The 16,116-nt window shown below is 76.5% G+C and carries 18 protein-coding genes; 4 read left to right on the top strand and 14 right to left on the bottom strand.

Annotated elements, in window-relative coordinates; genetic code table 11:
- Nucleotides 1-7: 7 nt before the first annotated feature.
- From FMM08_RS03040 to FMM08_RS03030, 3 genes are all read right to left on the bottom strand, one after another.
- Nucleotides 8-772, bottom strand: a complete 765-nt coding sequence (locus tag FMM08_RS03040) for an alpha/beta hydrolase (protein ID WP_147924781.1) — start codon at nt 770-772, stop codon at nt 8-10.
- A gap of 110 nt (nt 773-882) precedes the next feature.
- Entirely contained in the window at nt 883-1,596 is a 714-nt protein-coding gene (locus FMM08_RS03035) for a hypothetical protein (protein ID WP_147924780.1), read from the bottom strand.
- Nucleotides 1,586-2,875: a CvpA family protein gene (locus FMM08_RS03030; RefSeq protein WP_147924779.1), complete on the bottom strand. Its 1,290-nt coding sequence runs from the start codon at nt 2,873-2,875 to the stop codon at nt 1,586-1,588. The genes FMM08_RS03035 and FMM08_RS03030 overlap by 11 nt, the downstream gene beginning before the upstream one ends.
- A gap of 152 nt (nt 2,876-3,027) precedes the next feature.
- On the opposite strand from FMM08_RS03030, the gene FMM08_RS03025 reads away from it, so the two are divergent.
- Nucleotides 3,028-4,350: a YibE/F family protein gene (locus tag FMM08_RS03025; protein ID WP_187279498.1), complete on the top strand. Its 1,323-nt coding sequence runs from the start codon at nt 3,028-3,030 to the stop codon at nt 4,348-4,350.
- Here the strand turns inward: FMM08_RS03025 and FMM08_RS03020 are convergent.
- The 7 genes from FMM08_RS03020 to ykgO form a co-directional block, all read right to left on the bottom strand.
- Nucleotides 4,309-6,201: a GGDEF domain-containing protein gene (locus FMM08_RS03020; protein WP_147924777.1), complete on the bottom strand. Its 1,893-nt coding sequence runs from the start codon at nt 6,199-6,201 to the stop codon at nt 4,309-4,311. The two genes, FMM08_RS03025 and FMM08_RS03020, sit on opposite strands and share 42 nt — an antisense overlap.
- Before the next feature lie 84 nt (nt 6,202-6,285).
- Nucleotides 6,286-6,741: a hypothetical protein gene (locus FMM08_RS03015; protein ID WP_147924776.1), complete on the bottom strand. Its 456-nt coding sequence runs from the start codon at nt 6,739-6,741 to the stop codon at nt 6,286-6,288.
- Complete coding sequence (locus FMM08_RS03010) at nt 6,738-7,004, bottom strand: type B 50S ribosomal protein L31 (protein ID WP_147924775.1); 267 nt, start codon at nt 7,002-7,004, stop codon at nt 6,738-6,740. Before FMM08_RS03010 ends, FMM08_RS03015 begins: the two co-directional genes overlap by 4 nt.
- 35 nt (nt 7,005-7,039) lie before the next feature.
- Complete coding sequence (rpsN, locus tag FMM08_RS03005; protein WP_147924774.1) at nt 7,040-7,345, bottom strand: 30S ribosomal protein S14; 306 nt, start codon at nt 7,343-7,345, stop codon at nt 7,040-7,042.
- 1 nt (nt 7,346) lies between these two features.
- A complete protein-coding gene (rpmG, locus tag FMM08_RS03000; protein WP_147924773.1) occupies nt 7,347-7,514 on the bottom strand; it encodes a 50S ribosomal protein L33 in 168 nt (55 codons plus the stop codon).
- A 2-nt stretch (nt 7,515-7,516) separates the two neighbouring features.
- Nucleotides 7,517-7,753 carry a 50S ribosomal protein L28 gene (rpmB, locus tag FMM08_RS02995; protein ID WP_147924772.1) on the bottom strand — a complete coding sequence of 79 codons (237 nt, stop codon included), beginning with the start codon at nt 7,751-7,753 and terminating at the stop codon, nt 7,517-7,519.
- Nucleotides 7,754-7,769: 16 nt separating this feature from the next.
- Complete coding sequence (gene ykgO / locus FMM08_RS02990; protein WP_147924771.1) at nt 7,770-7,892, bottom strand: type B 50S ribosomal protein L36; 123 nt, start codon at nt 7,890-7,892, stop codon at nt 7,770-7,772.
- Between the two features lie 113 nt (nt 7,893-8,005).
- Here ykgO and FMM08_RS02985 point away from each other — a divergent pair, with 113 nt between their 5' ends.
- Nucleotides 8,006-9,133, top strand: coding sequence for a GTP-binding protein (locus FMM08_RS02985; RefSeq protein ID WP_147924770.1), 1,128 nt, complete (start codon nt 8,006-8,008; stop codon nt 9,131-9,133).
- A gap of 91 nt (nt 9,134-9,224) precedes the next feature.
- Nucleotides 9,225-11,669: a putative bifunctional diguanylate cyclase/phosphodiesterase gene (locus FMM08_RS02980; RefSeq protein WP_147924769.1), complete on the top strand. Its 2,445-nt coding sequence runs from the start codon at nt 9,225-9,227 to the stop codon at nt 11,667-11,669.
- Between the two features lie 241 nt (nt 11,670-11,910).
- On the opposite strand, the gene FMM08_RS22815 is transcribed toward FMM08_RS02980, so the two are convergent.
- From FMM08_RS22815 to FMM08_RS02970, 3 genes are all read right to left on the bottom strand, one after another.
- Nucleotides 11,911-12,153 (bottom strand): STAS domain-containing protein, encoded by a 243-nt coding sequence (locus tag FMM08_RS22815; protein WP_255471973.1) that lies wholly within the window; start codon nt 12,151-12,153, stop codon nt 11,911-11,913.
- A 28-nt stretch (nt 12,154-12,181) separates the two neighbouring features.
- Nucleotides 12,182-12,772, bottom strand: a complete 591-nt coding sequence (locus tag FMM08_RS22810; RefSeq protein ID WP_187279496.1) for a hypothetical protein — start codon at nt 12,770-12,772, stop codon at nt 12,182-12,184.
- Nucleotides 12,773-12,846: 74 nt separating this feature from the next.
- Nucleotides 12,847-14,064, bottom strand: coding sequence for a fatty acid desaturase family protein (locus FMM08_RS02970; RefSeq protein ID WP_255471972.1), 1,218 nt, complete (start codon nt 14,062-14,064; stop codon nt 12,847-12,849).
- Between the two features lie 122 nt (nt 14,065-14,186).
- Between FMM08_RS02970 and FMM08_RS02965 the strand changes: the two genes are divergently transcribed.
- Nucleotides 14,187-15,017, top strand: a complete 831-nt coding sequence (locus FMM08_RS02965; protein ID WP_147924767.1) for a TetR/AcrR family transcriptional regulator C-terminal domain-containing protein — start codon at nt 14,187-14,189, stop codon at nt 15,015-15,017.
- Between the two features lie 154 nt (nt 15,018-15,171).
- Here the strand turns inward: FMM08_RS02965 and FMM08_RS02960 are convergent, their stop codons facing one another.
- Nucleotides 15,172-16,092 carry an alpha/beta hydrolase fold domain-containing protein gene (locus tag FMM08_RS02960; RefSeq protein ID WP_187279495.1) on the bottom strand — a complete coding sequence of 307 codons (921 nt, stop codon included), beginning with the start codon at nt 16,090-16,092 and terminating at the stop codon, nt 15,172-15,174.
- Between the last annotated feature and the right edge of the window lie 24 nt (nt 16,093-16,116).

The raw sequence follows: 16,116 nt of genomic DNA, 5'->3' as shown, positions 1-16,116 counted from the left end.
CTCCTGGTCAGCGGGTGCGCAGCGGCAGCCAGGCGAGGACGTCCTGGACGGTGCGGTCCCAGTAGTCCCACGTGTGGGCGCCGGGGTCGAAGCCGTCCGTGACGTCCAGGCCCCGCTCGCGGGCGGCGGCGGCGAAGCGGCGGTTGGAGCCGACGAGGCCGTCCTCGGTGCCGCACCGCACGTAGAGCTGGGGCGCGGTGGCGGGTTCCACGCTGTCGAGCAGGGCGAAGAGGTCAGCGGACGTGCCGCCGAGCGGCGCGTCCGTCACGTGCGAGAACACGCCGTGCACGTCCTCGCGCTGCAGCTCGGCCGCGTCGAGGGCCCCCGACAGGCTCGCCGCCGCGGCGAACCGCTCGGGCTGGCGCAGCCCCGACAGCAGCGCCCCGTACCCGCCCATCGACAGGCCCGCCACGAAGGTGTCCTCACGGGCGTGCGAGACCCGGAAGAACCTCTGGACGACGGCGGGCAGCTCGGCCGAGAGGAACTCCCAGTACGCCCCGGTGTGCGCGCCGTCGAGGTAGAAGCTGCGCGCCACCTGCGGCATCACCACCGCCAGGCCCAGCTCGGAGGCGTACCGCTCGATCGAGGTGCGGCGGGTCCAGGTGGTGCAGTCGTCGGAGAGGCCGTGCAGGAGGTACAGCACCGGCGGAGGCTCGTCACCGCCGCTGCCTCCCATCCCGATCTGGGAGTAGACGGGCTGCGGGAGCACCACCTGCATCGACGTCGACAGCCGCAGGGCGTCGGAGAAGAAGTCGCAGCGCAGCAGGGCCATCTCGGGGCACCCCTCGTCGGTGGAGCAGGACCGTCCCAGCACACCAGAGGCCGCCCGGGGCGGCGAGGTGGCCCTGGGGCCCGTGCTCGTGGCGGGTCGCGGGGGTGGCCTCAGGGGCGGCCGGGCGCTCCGACCGGGCCAGCGCCGGGTCCGGCTGCGGGCCTGTCGCGCGGTCCACCCGCGGGGCCACCACCGCCGGTACCAGCCCCCGGGCCAGCCGCCTGGTCGACGGCCGCCCCCGGACCGCCGGGGGCACCAGCAGCCGGACCCGCCTGCGGGTCAGGAGGCAGCCCAGCGTCCTGCTCGGGCGCCCGGCCGGCGTCGGAGCCGTCGGCGGAGCCACCCGTCTCGACGCGGACGGAGCCCTGCGGCCGGTCACCCGCCGTCGTCGTGCTGCCCTGCGTCGTCCCGGTGCCCGTCTGGGTGGTCGTCTGCAGCGGTGACGTCTGAGGGCCGCTCCCGCTGCCGTCGAGCACGGCGCTGGTCGCGCCCGCCCCGACGACCAGCACGAGCCCGACCACCAGCCCGGCCGGCACCCTCACCCTCCGGACCTTCTTCGCCGCGGCGCTGGAGCCCTGTCGGACAGCACGCCAGCCCCCGCCGTGCGTCCTGGACCGCAGCACGCTGCCGTCCACCACGGGCGGCGGCCCCGCGGGCTCGTGACCCAGGCCGTCGAGGTCCAGCTCGAGGGTGTCGTGGCGCCAGTCCGGCGGCGGCACCGAGGACGACGACGGCGCGTCGGCGCGCTCCTCGGCGCGGTGGCGCTCCCGGTCGGCGCGCAGCTGCTCCAGCGAGTCGCCAGGGCCTCGTGGGTCAGCAGCCACCGGTCGCTCCGCTCGTCGTGGTCGTCGTGGTCGTCGTGGTCGTCGCAGAGGCACCGTCGCTGGCGGCGGCCTCGAGGTCGGCGCGGACCGACGGGAGCGTCAGCGCGTACCCGGTGCCGTCACCGGTCAGCCCCACCGCGTTGACCACGCCGATGACCGTCCCGGAGGTGTCGAGCAGCGGGCTGCCGCTGTTGCCGTGGCGCACGTCGGCCGCCAACCGGAACGCCTCACGCATCCCCGGCACGAGCCCGGCTGCTCCCGCGCCGTCGTCGGTGCCCTCGACGACGGGCAGCCGCTGCAGCACCACCGCGCCGGTCGCGGTCAGCGGGCCGCCCTCGGGGTGCCCGAGCACCACCGCGGGCGTGCCGTTGGCGGCGTTCCCGCTCGCGAGGGTCAGCGCGGGTCCGGTCTTCCCGTCCACGGCCAGCACCGCGATGTCGGCGGCGGGGTCGTCGACGACGACGCGAGCCGCCTCGCTCCCGTGCTGCCCCTCCACGGTGACGCGCGTGGCGGAGCCGACCACGTGCGCGTTGGTCACCACGAAGCGCTGCCCGGAGCTGGCCTCTGCGTAGAAGCCGGTGCCCTGGGAGGTGCGTCCCGGGGTGCAGGAGGGTGCCTGCACCTCCACGACGCTGGACGCGGCGCGGCCCGCCACGGAGCGCAGCACCGACTCCCCCGGGGCGTCCGCCGCGGCGCTGGCGGGCGCGGGCACGAGGGCGAGCAGGTCGTCCCCGGCGCCGCTGGGCAGCGCGGTGCGCACGTCGTCGACGACGCTGCGCGCCGGCGGGACGACCCCCGACAGCGAGCGCGCCTGCGGCACGACGCCAGCCAGGCCGGACACCACGCCGCTGCGCGCCACGGCGCTGGAGGGCGGCGCGAACGCCAGCACGAGCCCCGCCAGCACCGAGCACACCACCAGCGCGACCACGGCGCGCACGCCAGCACCGGCGGTCCGGTCGAGCAGCCCCAGGTGGAGCCGCGCGAGACCACGCCCGAGCAGGTCACCGACGGCACCGCCGAGCGCAGACCCGACCAGCGCGCCGCCGAGCACGCACACGGCGACGAGCAGCAGGTGCACCAGCGCGGACAGGTGCTCTCCGACCAGCCACGTCGAGAGGGCGAGGCCCACCACGGCGCCGGCCACGAGCCCGGCGAGGGAGAGCACGGAGCGACTGGCGCCGGTGCGCCACCCCGCCCGGGCTCCGAGGAGCACCACCGCCACCACGAGGACGGCGACGGCGACGTCGAGCAGCACCTGCGCCGGCGGCGCGGCGGTCACCGCGACCGCCGACGGCGTGAGGATCGGGTCTGGTCCATGCGACGAGCCTGCGACGCGGCTCTGAAGCCGACCTGAAGCCGCGGCGCCGATCTGCTGGCTGGGAAGTTCCCGAGTCGGCCACGCCCGGCGCGGACGGCGGTGACCATGGGCGGGTGGCCTCAGACCTGCACGAGCACACCGGCCACGGGCACGTCCGCCCTGACGGCTCCCGCCCCGGCGACGACGTCCGCGTGGGCGCGCTCGCCCGGCGCGTCGTCGTCGTCCTCGCGGTGGTGTGCGCCCTGGCGTCGGTGGTGGGGGTGGCGCTGCTGTGGCCGCCCCCGGGAACGCTGGCCGAGCTCCGCGACCAGGTCAGCGCCGGCGGGTCGGTCGTCACCGACGTCGAGGCGCGGGCGGACTCCCTGGTGCAGAAGACGTGCCCCGGCACCACGCTGGACCGGCTGCCCGACGGCACGGTCCCGGCCACCGCCAGCTGCCCGACCCTCACAGCCACCGTGCTGCAGGGCCCCTCGAAGGGCCAGCAGGTGCAGGTGGAGGTGCCCGCGCAGGTGGCCGAGGGCGGCATCAGCCCCGGTGACCGGGTGGACCTGGGCTACTTCCCGCCGACCCCGGGCTACGACGCGACGTGGCAGTGGGTGGACTTCTCCCGCACCCGCCCGCTGGCGCTGGCGGTGGGCGCCTTCGCGCTGCTCACGGTGCTCGTGGCCCGCAAGCGCGGGCTCGCGGCCCTCGGGGGGATGGTGATGGCGGGTGCCGTGCTGGCCTTCTTCATGATCCCGGCGCTGCTGGCGGGGCGCCCCGCAGTGCTCGTGTCCGTGGTCGGCTGCACGGCGATCATGTCGGTGGTGCTCTACCTCACCCACGGGTTCAGCCTGCGGACGGCGGCGGCGCACCTGGGCACCGTGAGCGGGCTGCTGCTGGTCGGCGTCGCGGCGCACGTGGCGGTGGGCGCCACCCACCTGCAGGGCCTGTCCGACGAGGACTCGGCCTACCTCGGGCAGCTCACCTCGATGAGCACGCTGCGGGGGCTGGTGGTCGCCGGGATCGTGCTGGCGGGCGTGGGGGTGCTCAACGACGTCACCATCACGCAGGCCAGCGCGGTGTGGGAGGTCCGCGAGCACGCTCCCGGCGCGTCGTTCACCACGCTGGTGCGCTCCGGCATGCGCGTGGGGCGCGACCACCTGGCCTCCACCGTCTACACGGTGGCCTTCGCCTACGCCGGTGCGGCGCTCCCGGTGCTCGTGATCCTCGCGGTGACCGACCCGCGCTGGGTGGACGCCGTCGGCTCCAGCGCGCTCGCGGAGGAGCTGGTGCGCACCGCCATCGGCGGCGCGTGCGTGGCCCTGTCGGTGCCCATCACCACGGCCGTGGCCGCCGCCGCGGTGGCCAGCGCGTCGGTCGGGGGCGCTCAGCCGGGACGGCGGGGACGCCGCTCAGCCGGCACCGCGGGCAGGGCCGGTGCTCGTCGCGGCTGACGCCGCGCTGGTCGCGGCCGGGCGGGTGGTCGTCGCGGCCGGGCCGGTGCTGCCGGCGACCTGCACGCAGCCCCTGCCCGCCGCCTTGGCGCGGTAGACGGCGGCGTCGGCCTCGCCGAGCAGCTGCTCGGCGTCGCAGGGGCCGGCGGAGGCCAGGGCCACGCCGGCGCTCGCCCCGATCCGGGCGGTGCGCCCACCGCCGACCGGGACGGGCGGCGCCACCGCCTCGACGAGGCGCTGCGCCAGCTCGGTGGCCGCGGCCGCGTCCGCGCCGGACGCGACCACCACGAACTCGTCACCCCCGAGGCGACCCACGACGTCACCGGCCCGCACCGTCGCGAGCAGGCGCCGCGCGGTGGCTCGCAGCACCTCGTCGCCCGCGGCGTGGCCGAGGGAGTCGTTGACCGCCTTGAAGCCGTCGAGGTCGAGGAAGACCAGCGCCCCCGGGGCGCCGGGCTCTGAGGGGCCCTCGCACAGCGCCGCCAGAGCCGCCACGGCCGCCACGCGGTTGGGCAGTCCCGTGAGGGCGTCGGTGGACGCGCGCACCGCCAGCTCGGCGCGCAGCGCCTCGTTGGCCTCCACGGTGCGGACCACCTCCTGCAGCGACCGGTGCACCGCCTCCTCCAGGCCTCCGGCGGACGCGTGCTGGGCGCTGGCAGCGGCCAGGTCCCCGCGGGTGACCGCCTCGAGCTGCACGCGCACCCGGTGCAGACCGGTGGCGGCGTGGGCGAGCGCCGCCGCGGCGCGGCGCACCTCGCGGGGCCCGCGGTCCGGCACGACCACCGGGTGCCCGTCACGGGCCTGGTCGGCGACCAGCTGCAGGCGGCCGAGCGAGCGGGCCAGCGCGCGCCCCGCCGCGGCGGTCGCACCGACCGCCAGGAGCACCGCGCCCACCACGAGCGCCGTCGTGAGGCGCAGCTCCTCCTGGGCGCTGACCCGCTCGGCGGTGGCGGACGTCGTCGCCGTGGCCACGGCGTCCTGGAGGAGCTGGGCGAGAGCGGCGTCGCGGGCTGCGCTGGGCGGCACGAGGTCGAGCACCTGGCCCGGCACGAGCGCCCCCACACCGGTGCCGTCCAGGGCGTTCGGGGAGGACAGGCGGGTCGCCAGCTGGGCCGTGGCGCCGTAGGTGCTGACGGCGTGGACGCCCTCGCGCAGGTGCGGGTCGGACAGGCTCGCGGCGGTGTCGCTGGCCCTGTCGAAGGCTCCGGCAGCCGCCCGCCAGGCCACGCGCAGGTCCTGCCGCTCCTTCCCGGTGCTCACGAGGGTGGCGAACAGCAGCGGCAGCTGCCGGCTGGCGAGGCTGGTGAGCTCCCCGAGCTGGCTCACGTCGGAGACCGCCATCGCCGTGGCCGAGCTGGTGGAGGCGGCGCCCGCTCGCACCGCGGCGGTGCGCTCGGCCACGACGAGCTCGTCCGAGGTGGCCAGGAAGCTCTGGGTCAGCAGGCCCGGGGCCAGGCGGCCGGCGTCGGCGGCGGCCCTGAGGTCCGCGACCTGGCGGGCAGTGGGCAGGGAGGTGGATGTCGCGGCGACGCGGGCCAGGGCCCCGTCGGTGCGCGCCCGCGCATCCCGCAGCCGCCGCTCGTCGTCCTCGAGGAGCTCGGTGCGCAGGCCACCGGTGAGGAGCGCGTCCTGCGAGCGCGCGTCGTCGCGGAGCACGCTCAGCACCACCGTGGGCAGCAGCTCCTGGTCGACGGCCCGGCGCAGGTCGTCGTAGAGGGCGGTGTCGTGCAGCAGCGCCTCCGCGGCCCGCAGGTGGCGCACCTCCTCGGCCCGCGGCAGCGCGGCCGCGGCACCGGCCCCCAGGGCGGCCAGCAGCGGTGCGAGCACGAGCGCGGCGAGGTGGACCCACACGGGCCTCCCCCGGACGCGCTCTGCTCGACCCACACCTGGACCTCGGCGGGTGCGCCCCTCGCAGTGAGCGCCACCCGACCGGGCTCACCCGGGTGGCGCAGGACGCGCCCGCGCGGGCGACGTCCGCCGGTGGCCCGGGCGGGCTCTGCGGACCCCCAGCACCGCGGCCCGCAGGGCCTCCGGGAGCGCCGCCTGCGCCGGCGGGGCCGTCGCACCGCTCAGCTCCCCCACCCAGGCGGCGAGCGCCTCGCGGCGGGCGCGGTCCAGGTCTCCGAGCCACACGACGGCGGCCGGCTGCTCCTGCCCCTCCTCGCGCTGCCCCACGGCGGCCACGGGACCCCGGGCGCACGCCCCCGCGCACGGGCTGGAGACGAGCACCCCGCCGCGGGAGGCGCGGACGGCCTCCCGCAGCGAGGCGCCGAGGGCGTCGTCCTCGCCGTCCAGGCGCCGCAGCGCGGCGCACCGGTGGCCGGTGCACACCGCCACCAGCGGCCCCGCGGGAGGACCCGACGAGGACGACGACGACGAGGGCCCGGTCACGAGCGGCCCGAGGGCCGCTGCCCGTAGCGGCGGCGGAACTTCTCCACGCGCCCCTCGGAGTCGAGCACGCGGGCGCGCCCGGTCCAGAAGGGGTGGCTGGCGGAGGAGACGTCCACGTCGATGACGGGGTAGGTGTTCCCGTCCTCCCACTCGACGGTGCTCCTCGCCCTCGACACGGCGGTGGACCGGGAGAGGAAGGCGGTGCCCGCCGTGCTGTCGCGGAACACGACGGGGCCGTACTCGGGGTGCAGGTCGCTCTTCACAGACGTCTCCTCAGACTCCTCGGGCTCGGGGGGGGTCACCAGCTGGACTTGGTCACGCCGGGCAGCTCGCCCGCGAGGGCCTGCTCGCGCAGCCGGACGCGGGACAGGCCGAACGTCCGGTAGTACGCGCGGGGGCGGCCGTCGACGGCGTCGCGGTTGCGCAGCCGGGTGGGGCTGGCGTCGCGCGGGAGGCGCTGGAGGGCGGCGCGCGCGTCTGCGCGCTGCTCCTCGCTGGCGGTGGCCGCGGTGGCCAGGCGCTTGAGCTCGGCGCGGCGCTCGGCCCAGCGGGCGACCACCTCGCGGCGCTGGGCGTCCTTGGCGATCTTGCTCTTCTTGGCCATCTCAGCGCTCCTCGCGGAAGTCGACGTGGCGGCGCACAACGGGGTCGAACTTGCGCAGGACCATGCGCTCGGGGTCGTTGCGGCGGTTCTTGCGGGTGACGTACGTGTAGCCGGTGCCCGCGGTGGAGCGGAGCTTGATGACCGGGCGGACGTCCTGGGCCTTGGCCACGGTCAGCCCACCTCCCCGCGGGCGGCGAGCTCGGCGACGACGGCGTCGATGCCGCGCCTGTCGATGACGCGCATGCCGGCCGGGGTGAGGTCCAGGCGGACGTGCTTGCCGAGGGAGGGCACCCAGTAGCGCTTGGACTGCGTGTTGGGCTCGAAGCGGCGCTTGGTGCGCCGGTGGGAGTGGGAGATGGCGTGGCCGGAGCGCCCGCGGCGCCCGGTCACCTGGCAGGGACGGGTCACGGCTGGTCGACCTCTCTCAGCCCTGGCGCGCCTTGAAGCGCGGGTTGGCCTTGTTGATGACGTAGAGGTGGCCGCGGCGGCGGACCACCTTGGAGCCGGGCTGGCGCGCGAGCGAGCGCAGTGAGGAGCGGACCTTCACGAGGACCTCCGGGGTTCGGGGGTGACCGGCAGTGCCGACGCGAGACGAGAACCGTTCTCGCGATGTGCCACTCTAGGCGAGAACTGTTCTCACTTCGACACCCGGAGCACCCCGTGAGCGCTGCGACCCGCCTGCCCGTCACCGCCGTCACCGCCGTCGACGCCGCCTCCCGCGACGCCGCGGTCCTCAGCGTCCAGCTGGACGCGCCCGACGCCGTCGTCGTCCGCCACGACCTCTCCAGCGCCGGCCAGGGCCTGCTGCGCCGCGTGGTCAGCGACGGCACGGGCGTGCTGGAGGACGTGGTCGTCCCCCTCGAGCACACCTGCATGGGCTGCGCGGTCCGCGAGGACCTGCTGCCCACCCTCGTCCGGCTGGCGGAGGAGGGCCGCTGGAGCGCGGCGCTGCTGGCGCTCCCGCTGGCCAGCGAGCCGGTGTCCGTGGTCCGCGGCCTGCTGGGCGAGCTCGGCGGCGCCGCCGCTGGACGCTCCGTGCGCCAGCGCCTCCGCCTCGCCGGGGTGGTCCTCGCCGTCGACGGAGCCGCCGCCACCGACGACCTCCTCGGCGACGACCTGCTGGACGAGCGCGACCTCGCCCACGGCGACGACGACGCGCGCAGCGTCGGCGAGGTGCTGGCCCGCCAGCTGCGCGGCGCCGACCTCGTGCTGGCCCCGGGCGCGGACGAGCGCACGCGCGCCCTCCTGGAGCACCTGGCCCTGCCCGGCGCGGTGGACCCGCGCGGCGCCAGCGAGACCGGCGCCGCGCACCTGCTGCGCCAGCGCCACGACCCCTCCGCCTCCCGCTACTGGGACGACCCGCGCACCGCGGCCCCCAGCGGCGCTCCCGACGCGCACGGCGTGTGGACCCTCGACCTGCACGACTGGCGCCCCGCGCACCCCGACCGCCTGCGCGAGAACCTCGAGGCGCTGGCCGGTGGACGGCTGGTGGGCCGCGGCCGGTTCTGGCTGCCGACCCGCCCGGGGTCGGTGGGCGCCTGGGACGGCGCCGGCGGCCAGCTCAGCGTCGGCGACGCCGGCCCGTGGAGCGCCACGGGGGCACCGGTGGAGCGCAGCACGCGGCTGGTGGTGACGGGGGTGGACGAGGACCCGGCCCGCGTGCGCGAGGCGTTCTCCGCGAGCCTGCTCACCGAGGCGGAGCTGGTCCGCGGGCTCGCGTCCTGGGCGGGCCGCAGCGACGGCTTCGAGCCCTGGATGGGAGACGTCCAGGTGGGCGGCGCCGCCTGACGCGGACGTCCCTCACCTGTTCGGCCCACCTCTCCGGCGCTCCCCTCGGGGGACGCTCAGGTGGTACCGGAGCGGCGCCGATGAGCAGCGCGTGACGACGGCTCCCCCGACCGCTCCCAGCACCGCGCTGGTCGAGGAGCTGCGGCACGCCCGCCAGCTCGCGGAGGAGGCCCACCGGGACACCGCGCGCATCATGCAGTGCCTGGAGGCGCTGGCCCGCCCCGTGGAGACGCCCGAGGCGGTGCTGGCAGCCGGCCTGGAGGCGATGGCCGACGCCTTCGAGGCGGACCTCGCCTGCCTGGTGCGCTCGGGCTCGGCTGGCTCCGCCGACGTCCCGCGCGACGTGGCCGCCTTCACCCGCGGCTTCCCCCACGACGGCCCCCAGCCGCTGCCGGACCTGCCCGGTGCGCTCGCCACCCCCCACGGCCTCCTGGCGCCCGCCGCGTCCTGGTCGGCGGGCGCCGACGGCGGCCGGCTCGTCGTGGACGGCGTGGAGGTGCTCGCCGGCGTGCGACTGGCACCCGTGCCGGAGGACCCGACCAAGGGGTCGGTGCTGTTGCTGCGCCACCACGACGCCCCCTTCACCACCTCCGAGGTGCAGGTGCTGTCCTCGCTGGCCGAGCGGCTGCTGAGCGCCGCCCGCGGCGCCGAGAACCGCCGGCGCACCGAGGTGCTCGCCCGCGCCGGGGAGCGCCTCGGGGCGCACCGCACCCCCCTGAGCTCGGAGGTGGCCGAGATCCTCGGAGACCTCACGGGATCGACGTGGTCAGGGGTGGTCGAGCTCGACGACGACGGCGCGGCCGCGCTCGCGGGCGGTTCGGGCACGCGCCTGGCCGCGGAGAGCGGGTGGCCGAGCCGGCGCGGCGCTGCGGAGGCGGGCGCCGACCTGGCGCAGGTGCTGCTCGTCCACGACGCCGCGGTCGGGCCCGGATCGCTGCTGCAGGGCGCTCCCGTCCGCTCGGTGCTGCGGGTGCCCGTCCTCGTCGACGGCGCCCCGAAGGCCCTCCTCTACGCGCTGCACACCGACCCCGGCGCCTTCTCCCCGGCGGTGGTCGACGCCGTGTGCACCCTGGCCGGGTCCACCGCGAACGCGCTGGAGTCCTTCCGCCTGCACGCCGAGCTGCAGCGCAGCGCGCACGACCTCCACGTGCTGCACGGGCTCCACGGGCCGCACCTCCCGCGCCGCAGCGCCGCGCTGGACCCGCTCACCGGGCTCGCCGACCGCGCCCTGCTCCTGGAGGAGCTGGAGCGCCGGCTGGCGCAGCCCGGCCGCCCCGGGCACGTCGGCGTCCTGTTCTGCGACCTGGACGGCTTCAAGTCCGTCAACGACCACCACGGGCACGACGCCGGAGACCAGCTGCTCCAGCGGGTGGCCCACCGCATGGCGGCGGCGCTGCGCCCCGACGACCTGCTCGCCCGGGTCAGCGGGGACGAGTTCGTGGTCGTCGTGGACGGCCTGCCCTCCGCCGCACTGGTGGCGACCGTCGGCGAGCGCCTGCTGCGCGTGGTCGGGCAGCCGGTCGACGTCGTCGGTGCCTCCGGGCGGCGGGCGAGCGTGACGGTCGGCGGGTGCTTCGGGGGCGCGCTCGTCACGCGCGGCGGCCCCGCCGAGCAGCCCACCGAGCCGCCGACCGGGACGGCCTCCGAGCGCGCCGCCGCGGCCCTGCGGGACGCCGAGGCCGCGATGTCCGAGGCCAAGCGGGCGGGCGGGCACCGGGTGCGCCTCTTCGACGCCGACGCCGCCGTGGCCGCGCAGCGGATGAGCGCCCTCGACGCCGACCTCGCCCGGGCGCTGCGGGAGGAGTCCCTCGAGGTGCACTACCAGCCCGTGTGGGACCTCGTGGAGGACCGCGCCACCGGTGTCGAGGCGCTGGTGAGGTGGCGTCACGAGACGCAGGGGTGGATCTCGCCGGAGGTCTTCGTGCCGCTGGCCGAGCGCAGCGGCGCCGTGGTGGCGCTGGGCTCCCTGGTGCTGCGGCGCGCCTGCTCCGACCTGGTCGGGTGGGGACCCGTGGCGGCGGGAGCTCGCCTGTCGGTGAACGCCTCCCCCGTCGAGCTGCGCCGCCCGGAGTACGCCGCCGGAGTGCTCGCCGTCCTGGCGGACCACGGCCTCGCCAGCTCCCGCCTGGTGGTCGAGGTGACCGAGGGGCTGCCGCTGGGCGGACCCGAGGTGGAGCAGCTGCAGCTGCTGCGCCGCGCGGGCGTGAGGGTGGTGGTGGACGACTTCGGCGTCAGCCACTCCGACCTCGCGCGCCTGAAGTCGCTCCCGGTGGACGGCCTGAAGATCGACAGGTCGCTCGTCAGCGGCCTGTCCACCAGTCCCGACGCCCACCCCCTCGACAGCGGCCTGGTCGAGGCGATCCTCGTGCTGGCCCGCGCTGGCCGCCTGTCGGTGGTGGCCGAGGGCCTGGAGACCGCCGATGAGCGCGCGGTGCTCGTCTCCCTCGGCTGCCGCCACGCGCAGGGCTGGCTGACAGGGCGACCGGTCCCCGCGTTCGAGGTCCCGGCCGTCCTGAGCCGCGGCGGCGCCGCCTGACACCACCTGCCGCCTGCGGACCTCGAGGGCTGCCGCCCAGACGGTGCTCGCGCGGCCCGCACACGGCGTCCAGCCCGGTCCGGCCTCGTGAGCGCGAGCGCCTCGCCCCCCCCGAGGTGGACCGGCCCCGCTGCGCACCGGCCTCGGGCTGCGACGTCCCTGCAGGGGACCTCCGCGGCGGGAGCGCGCCACCGGTGCGAGGTCAGCGCCTCGCCCACCACCGTCGCGAGGGCCGGGGGCCTCACGCCGTCGCGGCCTCCACGTCGGCGAAGACCTCCAGCACCTCGGTCGGCCCGGTGACGGACAGCATCGCCTGCAGCTGGTCCGACGCGCCGGTCAGGCGCAGGGTGGGACCGCTGCGCCGCGCTCGTCGGTGACCGCACACCAGCACGCCCAGACCTGCGGAGTCCACCGAGGAGACCTGGACCAGGTCCAGGACCACCCCGCGGACAGCTCCAGAGTCCCCGGAGCGGGAGACGGGCACCACCTCAACAGCGACGTGCGACCGAGGCTCAGCGGCAGTCGTCCCGCTCGTCCTGGTCGCTGAGCGGACGTGAGTGCTGGGCCGCGTGGCGTCGCGCGTCCGCAGCGCTGCGGCGGGCGCTGGCGGCCCGCCGGCGGTCCTCCCGGGCGTCGAGCCGGTCACTGGCTGCCCAGTCCCGGGCCACAGCGGCGTGGTGGCGGTCGACAGCCCCTGCTCCTCGCTCGGGAGAAGGGGTGGCGCGGTCTCTCGCGAAGCGGTCGCGGTCCACGGCGCGGGTGTCACGGGCCTCGGCGGCGGCGTCACGGCGGTCAGCGGTGGCGTCCAGCGCGTCAGCGACCTCGTCGAGCCGGTCGGCGGTGCCGTCGACGTCGTGGACGAGGGCTTCGCGCTCGACGGCCGTGGGACCGGCGCTCAGGCGCTCCTGCAGGTCGTGCAGGCGGCGCCTGAGGCGGTCCTGCTCCTCCAGGAGCGAGGACGTGCTCCCCTGGCCGGCGAGCGGGTCTCCGTCCGCGCGCCCGTCCCCTGGCTCGTGCTGGTGGGATGCCGGAGGACCCGAGCCGGGCGCGCCGGGCGCGCCGGGCGCGCCCCGGTCCCCGTTCCCGGCCCCGTCTCCGCTCACGCAGGACGCGCTAGGTGCGGGCTCGGGTGATCGCCGTGTCAGCGCTGCGCCGGCTCCGGCGGTGAGGAGGTCCGTCACGCGCGCAGCTGCGCCGCGGAGGCGCAGGTGAAGGGGTCTCCGGCCTTCAGCCCGACCTCGTTGAGGTGGGTGATGATCGAGCGGTAGGAACCCACCAGGGTCTGCTCGGTGTAGACGATGCCGCGCTCGACGCAGAACGCGCGCACCAGCGGCTGCACCCGGCGCAGGTTGGGCCGGGGCATGCTCGGGAACAGGTGGTGCTCCACCTGGCGGTTCAACCCGCCCATGGCGAAGTCGACCCAGACCCCGCCGGTGACGTTGCGGGAGGTGAGCACCTGCCGGGACAGGAAGTCGGTCCGGGCGCCGCGGGCGATGATCGGCATGCCGACGTGGTTGGGGGCGAAGGCCCCGGCCATGCACACACCCAGGACGGCGAGGTGGACCGCGACGAAGGCGGCAGCGGTCAGCGGTGACATCACCAGCAGCAGGCCCGTCAGGTACAGACCCCAGTGCGCCGTGAGCAGGGCGACGTCGGTCCAGCGCCCCTTGGCGTCCCGCGAGAGCAGCGCCTTGGCGGAGTCCACGTGCAGGTTGGCCCCCGCCAGGAGGAGCAGCGGCAGGAACAGCCAGCCCTGGTGACGGGTCAACCGGGCGCGCAGGCCGCGCCGGGCGCGTGCCTCCTGCTCGTGGAAGGCGATCACCGTGGACTCGATGTCGGTGTCCTTGCCCAGCTGGTTGGGAGCGCCGTGGTGCTTGGAGTGCTTGCGCATCCACCAGCCGTAGCTCATCCCGGCGAACAGGCCGGCGAAGAGGCGCGCGGCCCAGTCGTTGCGCCGGGGTGAGTCGAAGATCTGCCGGTGGGCGCCGTCGTGCCCGAGGAAGGCGAACTGGGTGACGATGACGCCGACCGCCGCGGCCAGCCCGAGCTGCCACCACGAGTCCCCGACCAGCACGACGCCGGTGACCACGGCGGCTGAGGCGAGCAGCGCTGCGGTCGCCCGCACGGCGTAGTAGCCGCGGCGGCGCCCCATGAGCCCAGCGGCGCGGACCTGGCCGGCCAGCTCGGCGTAGGCGGTGGTGGCGCGGTCCCTGGCTCGGGTGGGGCGTGCGGCGCGGTCCTCGGCCGGTGCGGACCCGCGCAGGTCGGTGGCGGTGATGGCGTTCTCCTCGGTCGAGGGCGGAAGCTCACCTCCTACCGGATGAGCAGCAGCGCAGGTGGTGTCGAGCCGCGCCGACGCTGCCGTCGGGCGGCACCGCTGGTCGTGGTCACGCACTGCGTCTACGTTGTAGATGTTAGCGTAGGTCTACGCTGTAGCAAGTCGAGCACGACTTGATCTGTCGGCCATGAGCCCGCCGCCCGGCGGGCGTCCTCGACCCCAGGAGCTGAGCCGCCCCGATGAGCACCGCAGGTCACTCAGGGAGCAGTGGTGCGGGGAGGCTCGCCCCTGCGTCATCGACGCCGCCGCCCGCGGCGAGCAGTCGCCGCGACCGCGGGCGGGACCGCAGCCCGCTGAGCCGCGAGCTGGTGCTGCAGGCGGCCCTGGACCTCATCGACGCCGAGGGCCTGGACGCGCTGACGATGCGACGCCTGGGCCAGCAGCTGGGGCGGGACCCGATGGCGCTGTACCGCCACACGGCCAACCGCGACGACGTGCTGGACGGCGTGGTCGAGCTCGTCCTGTCACGTCTGCAGGTCGCGGGGTCTGGCACCGAGGGCCATGAGGTCCACGAGGTGCAGCGGACCGCCGGCGGTGAGCAGGACAGCGCTGGAGCGAGCTCGACCCGGTGGGGCGAGCAGCTGCGCGAGGTGGCGCACGCCTACCGCCGCCTGGCCCTGGCCCACCCGCACGTGGTGCCGCTGCTGGTCACCCGCCCCCTCTCCACGCCTCTGGGCCTGCGACCGCTGGGCACCCTGCGCCCCCTGGAGCAGCTGCTGGACGTGCTCGTGGCTGCGGGTTTCGACCCCGTCGGCGCCCTGCACGTCTACCGGCTCTACTTCGGCTTCTTGAACGGCCACGTCCTGAACGAGCTGCAGGAGCTGGTGGCCGACCCCGATGAGGACGAGGCCCTGCTCCGCCTGGGGCTGCACCACCTCCCCCTGCGCGAGTTCCCCCGGCTGCGCTCCCTGGCAGGGGCTCTGGCCGACTACGACGGGGCCGCCGAGCTGGACGAGGGGCTCGAGGTCCTGCTGACGGGACTGGCGGCGCGGCTGGCTCCGCACGGGTGACAGGGCGCACGGGCCGGCGGCACCGACCGGCCGCGAGCCACCGGTGGTGTCCGGACGGGCTGTCGGACCTCCGGCCCGTTCGAGGGACGCCCCACGGGTCTCGCCGTCGGCGAGCTGGGGGTGGTCTCCCCGCGTCGTGCGGAAGAGCCGTGGTTCACACAGCGGTCGCCTTCGCGACGTGCCGGGCGATCGCCTCGTAGGTCGCCAGGCCGCGCACGTCGTCGCCCATGTCGTACCCGTGGTCGGCGCCAGGCACCTCGATGAGCTCGGCCAGCGCTCCGGCGCCCTCCAGCCGGGCGGCGTAGCGGACGTCCTCGTCGTGCAGGACGTCGTCCGCGCACGCGATGACCAGGGCCGGGGCGATGCCGGTCAGGTCCGCGGTGTCTCCGACGGCGGCGGGTGAGACGAGCGGGTCGCTGCGGCGTGCGGCGTCGGGCACGTACGCGGTGTCGAACACCTCCCCCATCCACGGGGTGAGCACCGGCTTGGGCAACGGGCTGTGCTTGGCCGTGACCGGCACGGTGAGGTCGAGCGGCGGGTAGTGCAGCACCTGCAGCAGCGGCTGCGGACCGCCGTCGCGCAGCAGGGTGCGCGCCACGGCCGCGGCGATGGCGCCACCAGCGCTCTGACCACCCACGGTGAGCCGGGCGCCGTCCCAGCCGTGGGCCGCCCCGTGAGAAGCCACCCACCGCACCACCTCGACCGCCTGGTGCACCGGCACCGGGAACGGGTGCTGGGGGGCGACGGCGTAGTCGACGTCCACCACCACCGCGCCGGCCTGGCAGGCCACCACCCGGCACAGCGCGTCGTCGCCGTGGTCCTGGCCGAGGATGTACCCGCCGCCGTGGAAGTTCACGTGCACCGGCGCGTCCGGCCCGGTGCCGGGCGCGCGGTGCACGACCACGGGTGCCGGCGGGCTGGCGGGCACCACGAGCTCGGTGCGCTCGGTGCGGAACTGCGGGAGCCGGTCCCGGGGGTCGCGGCCACCGGTCTGCTTCGCGAGCACCTTCGGCATCACGGTCTGCAGCCGGCGCGCCACGAAGCGGGCGACGGTCGGACGGGACAGCAGGGTCATCGGGGCTCCTCGGTGGAACGGCGG

It is taken from the genome of Quadrisphaera setariae (assembly GCF_008041935.1).
GTDB lineage: Bacteria > Actinomycetota > Actinomycetes > Actinomycetales > Quadrisphaeraceae > Quadrisphaera > Quadrisphaera setariae.
Note: the sequence above shows the minus strand (reverse complement) of the source record. Positions and strands in the feature narration are given on the sequence as shown.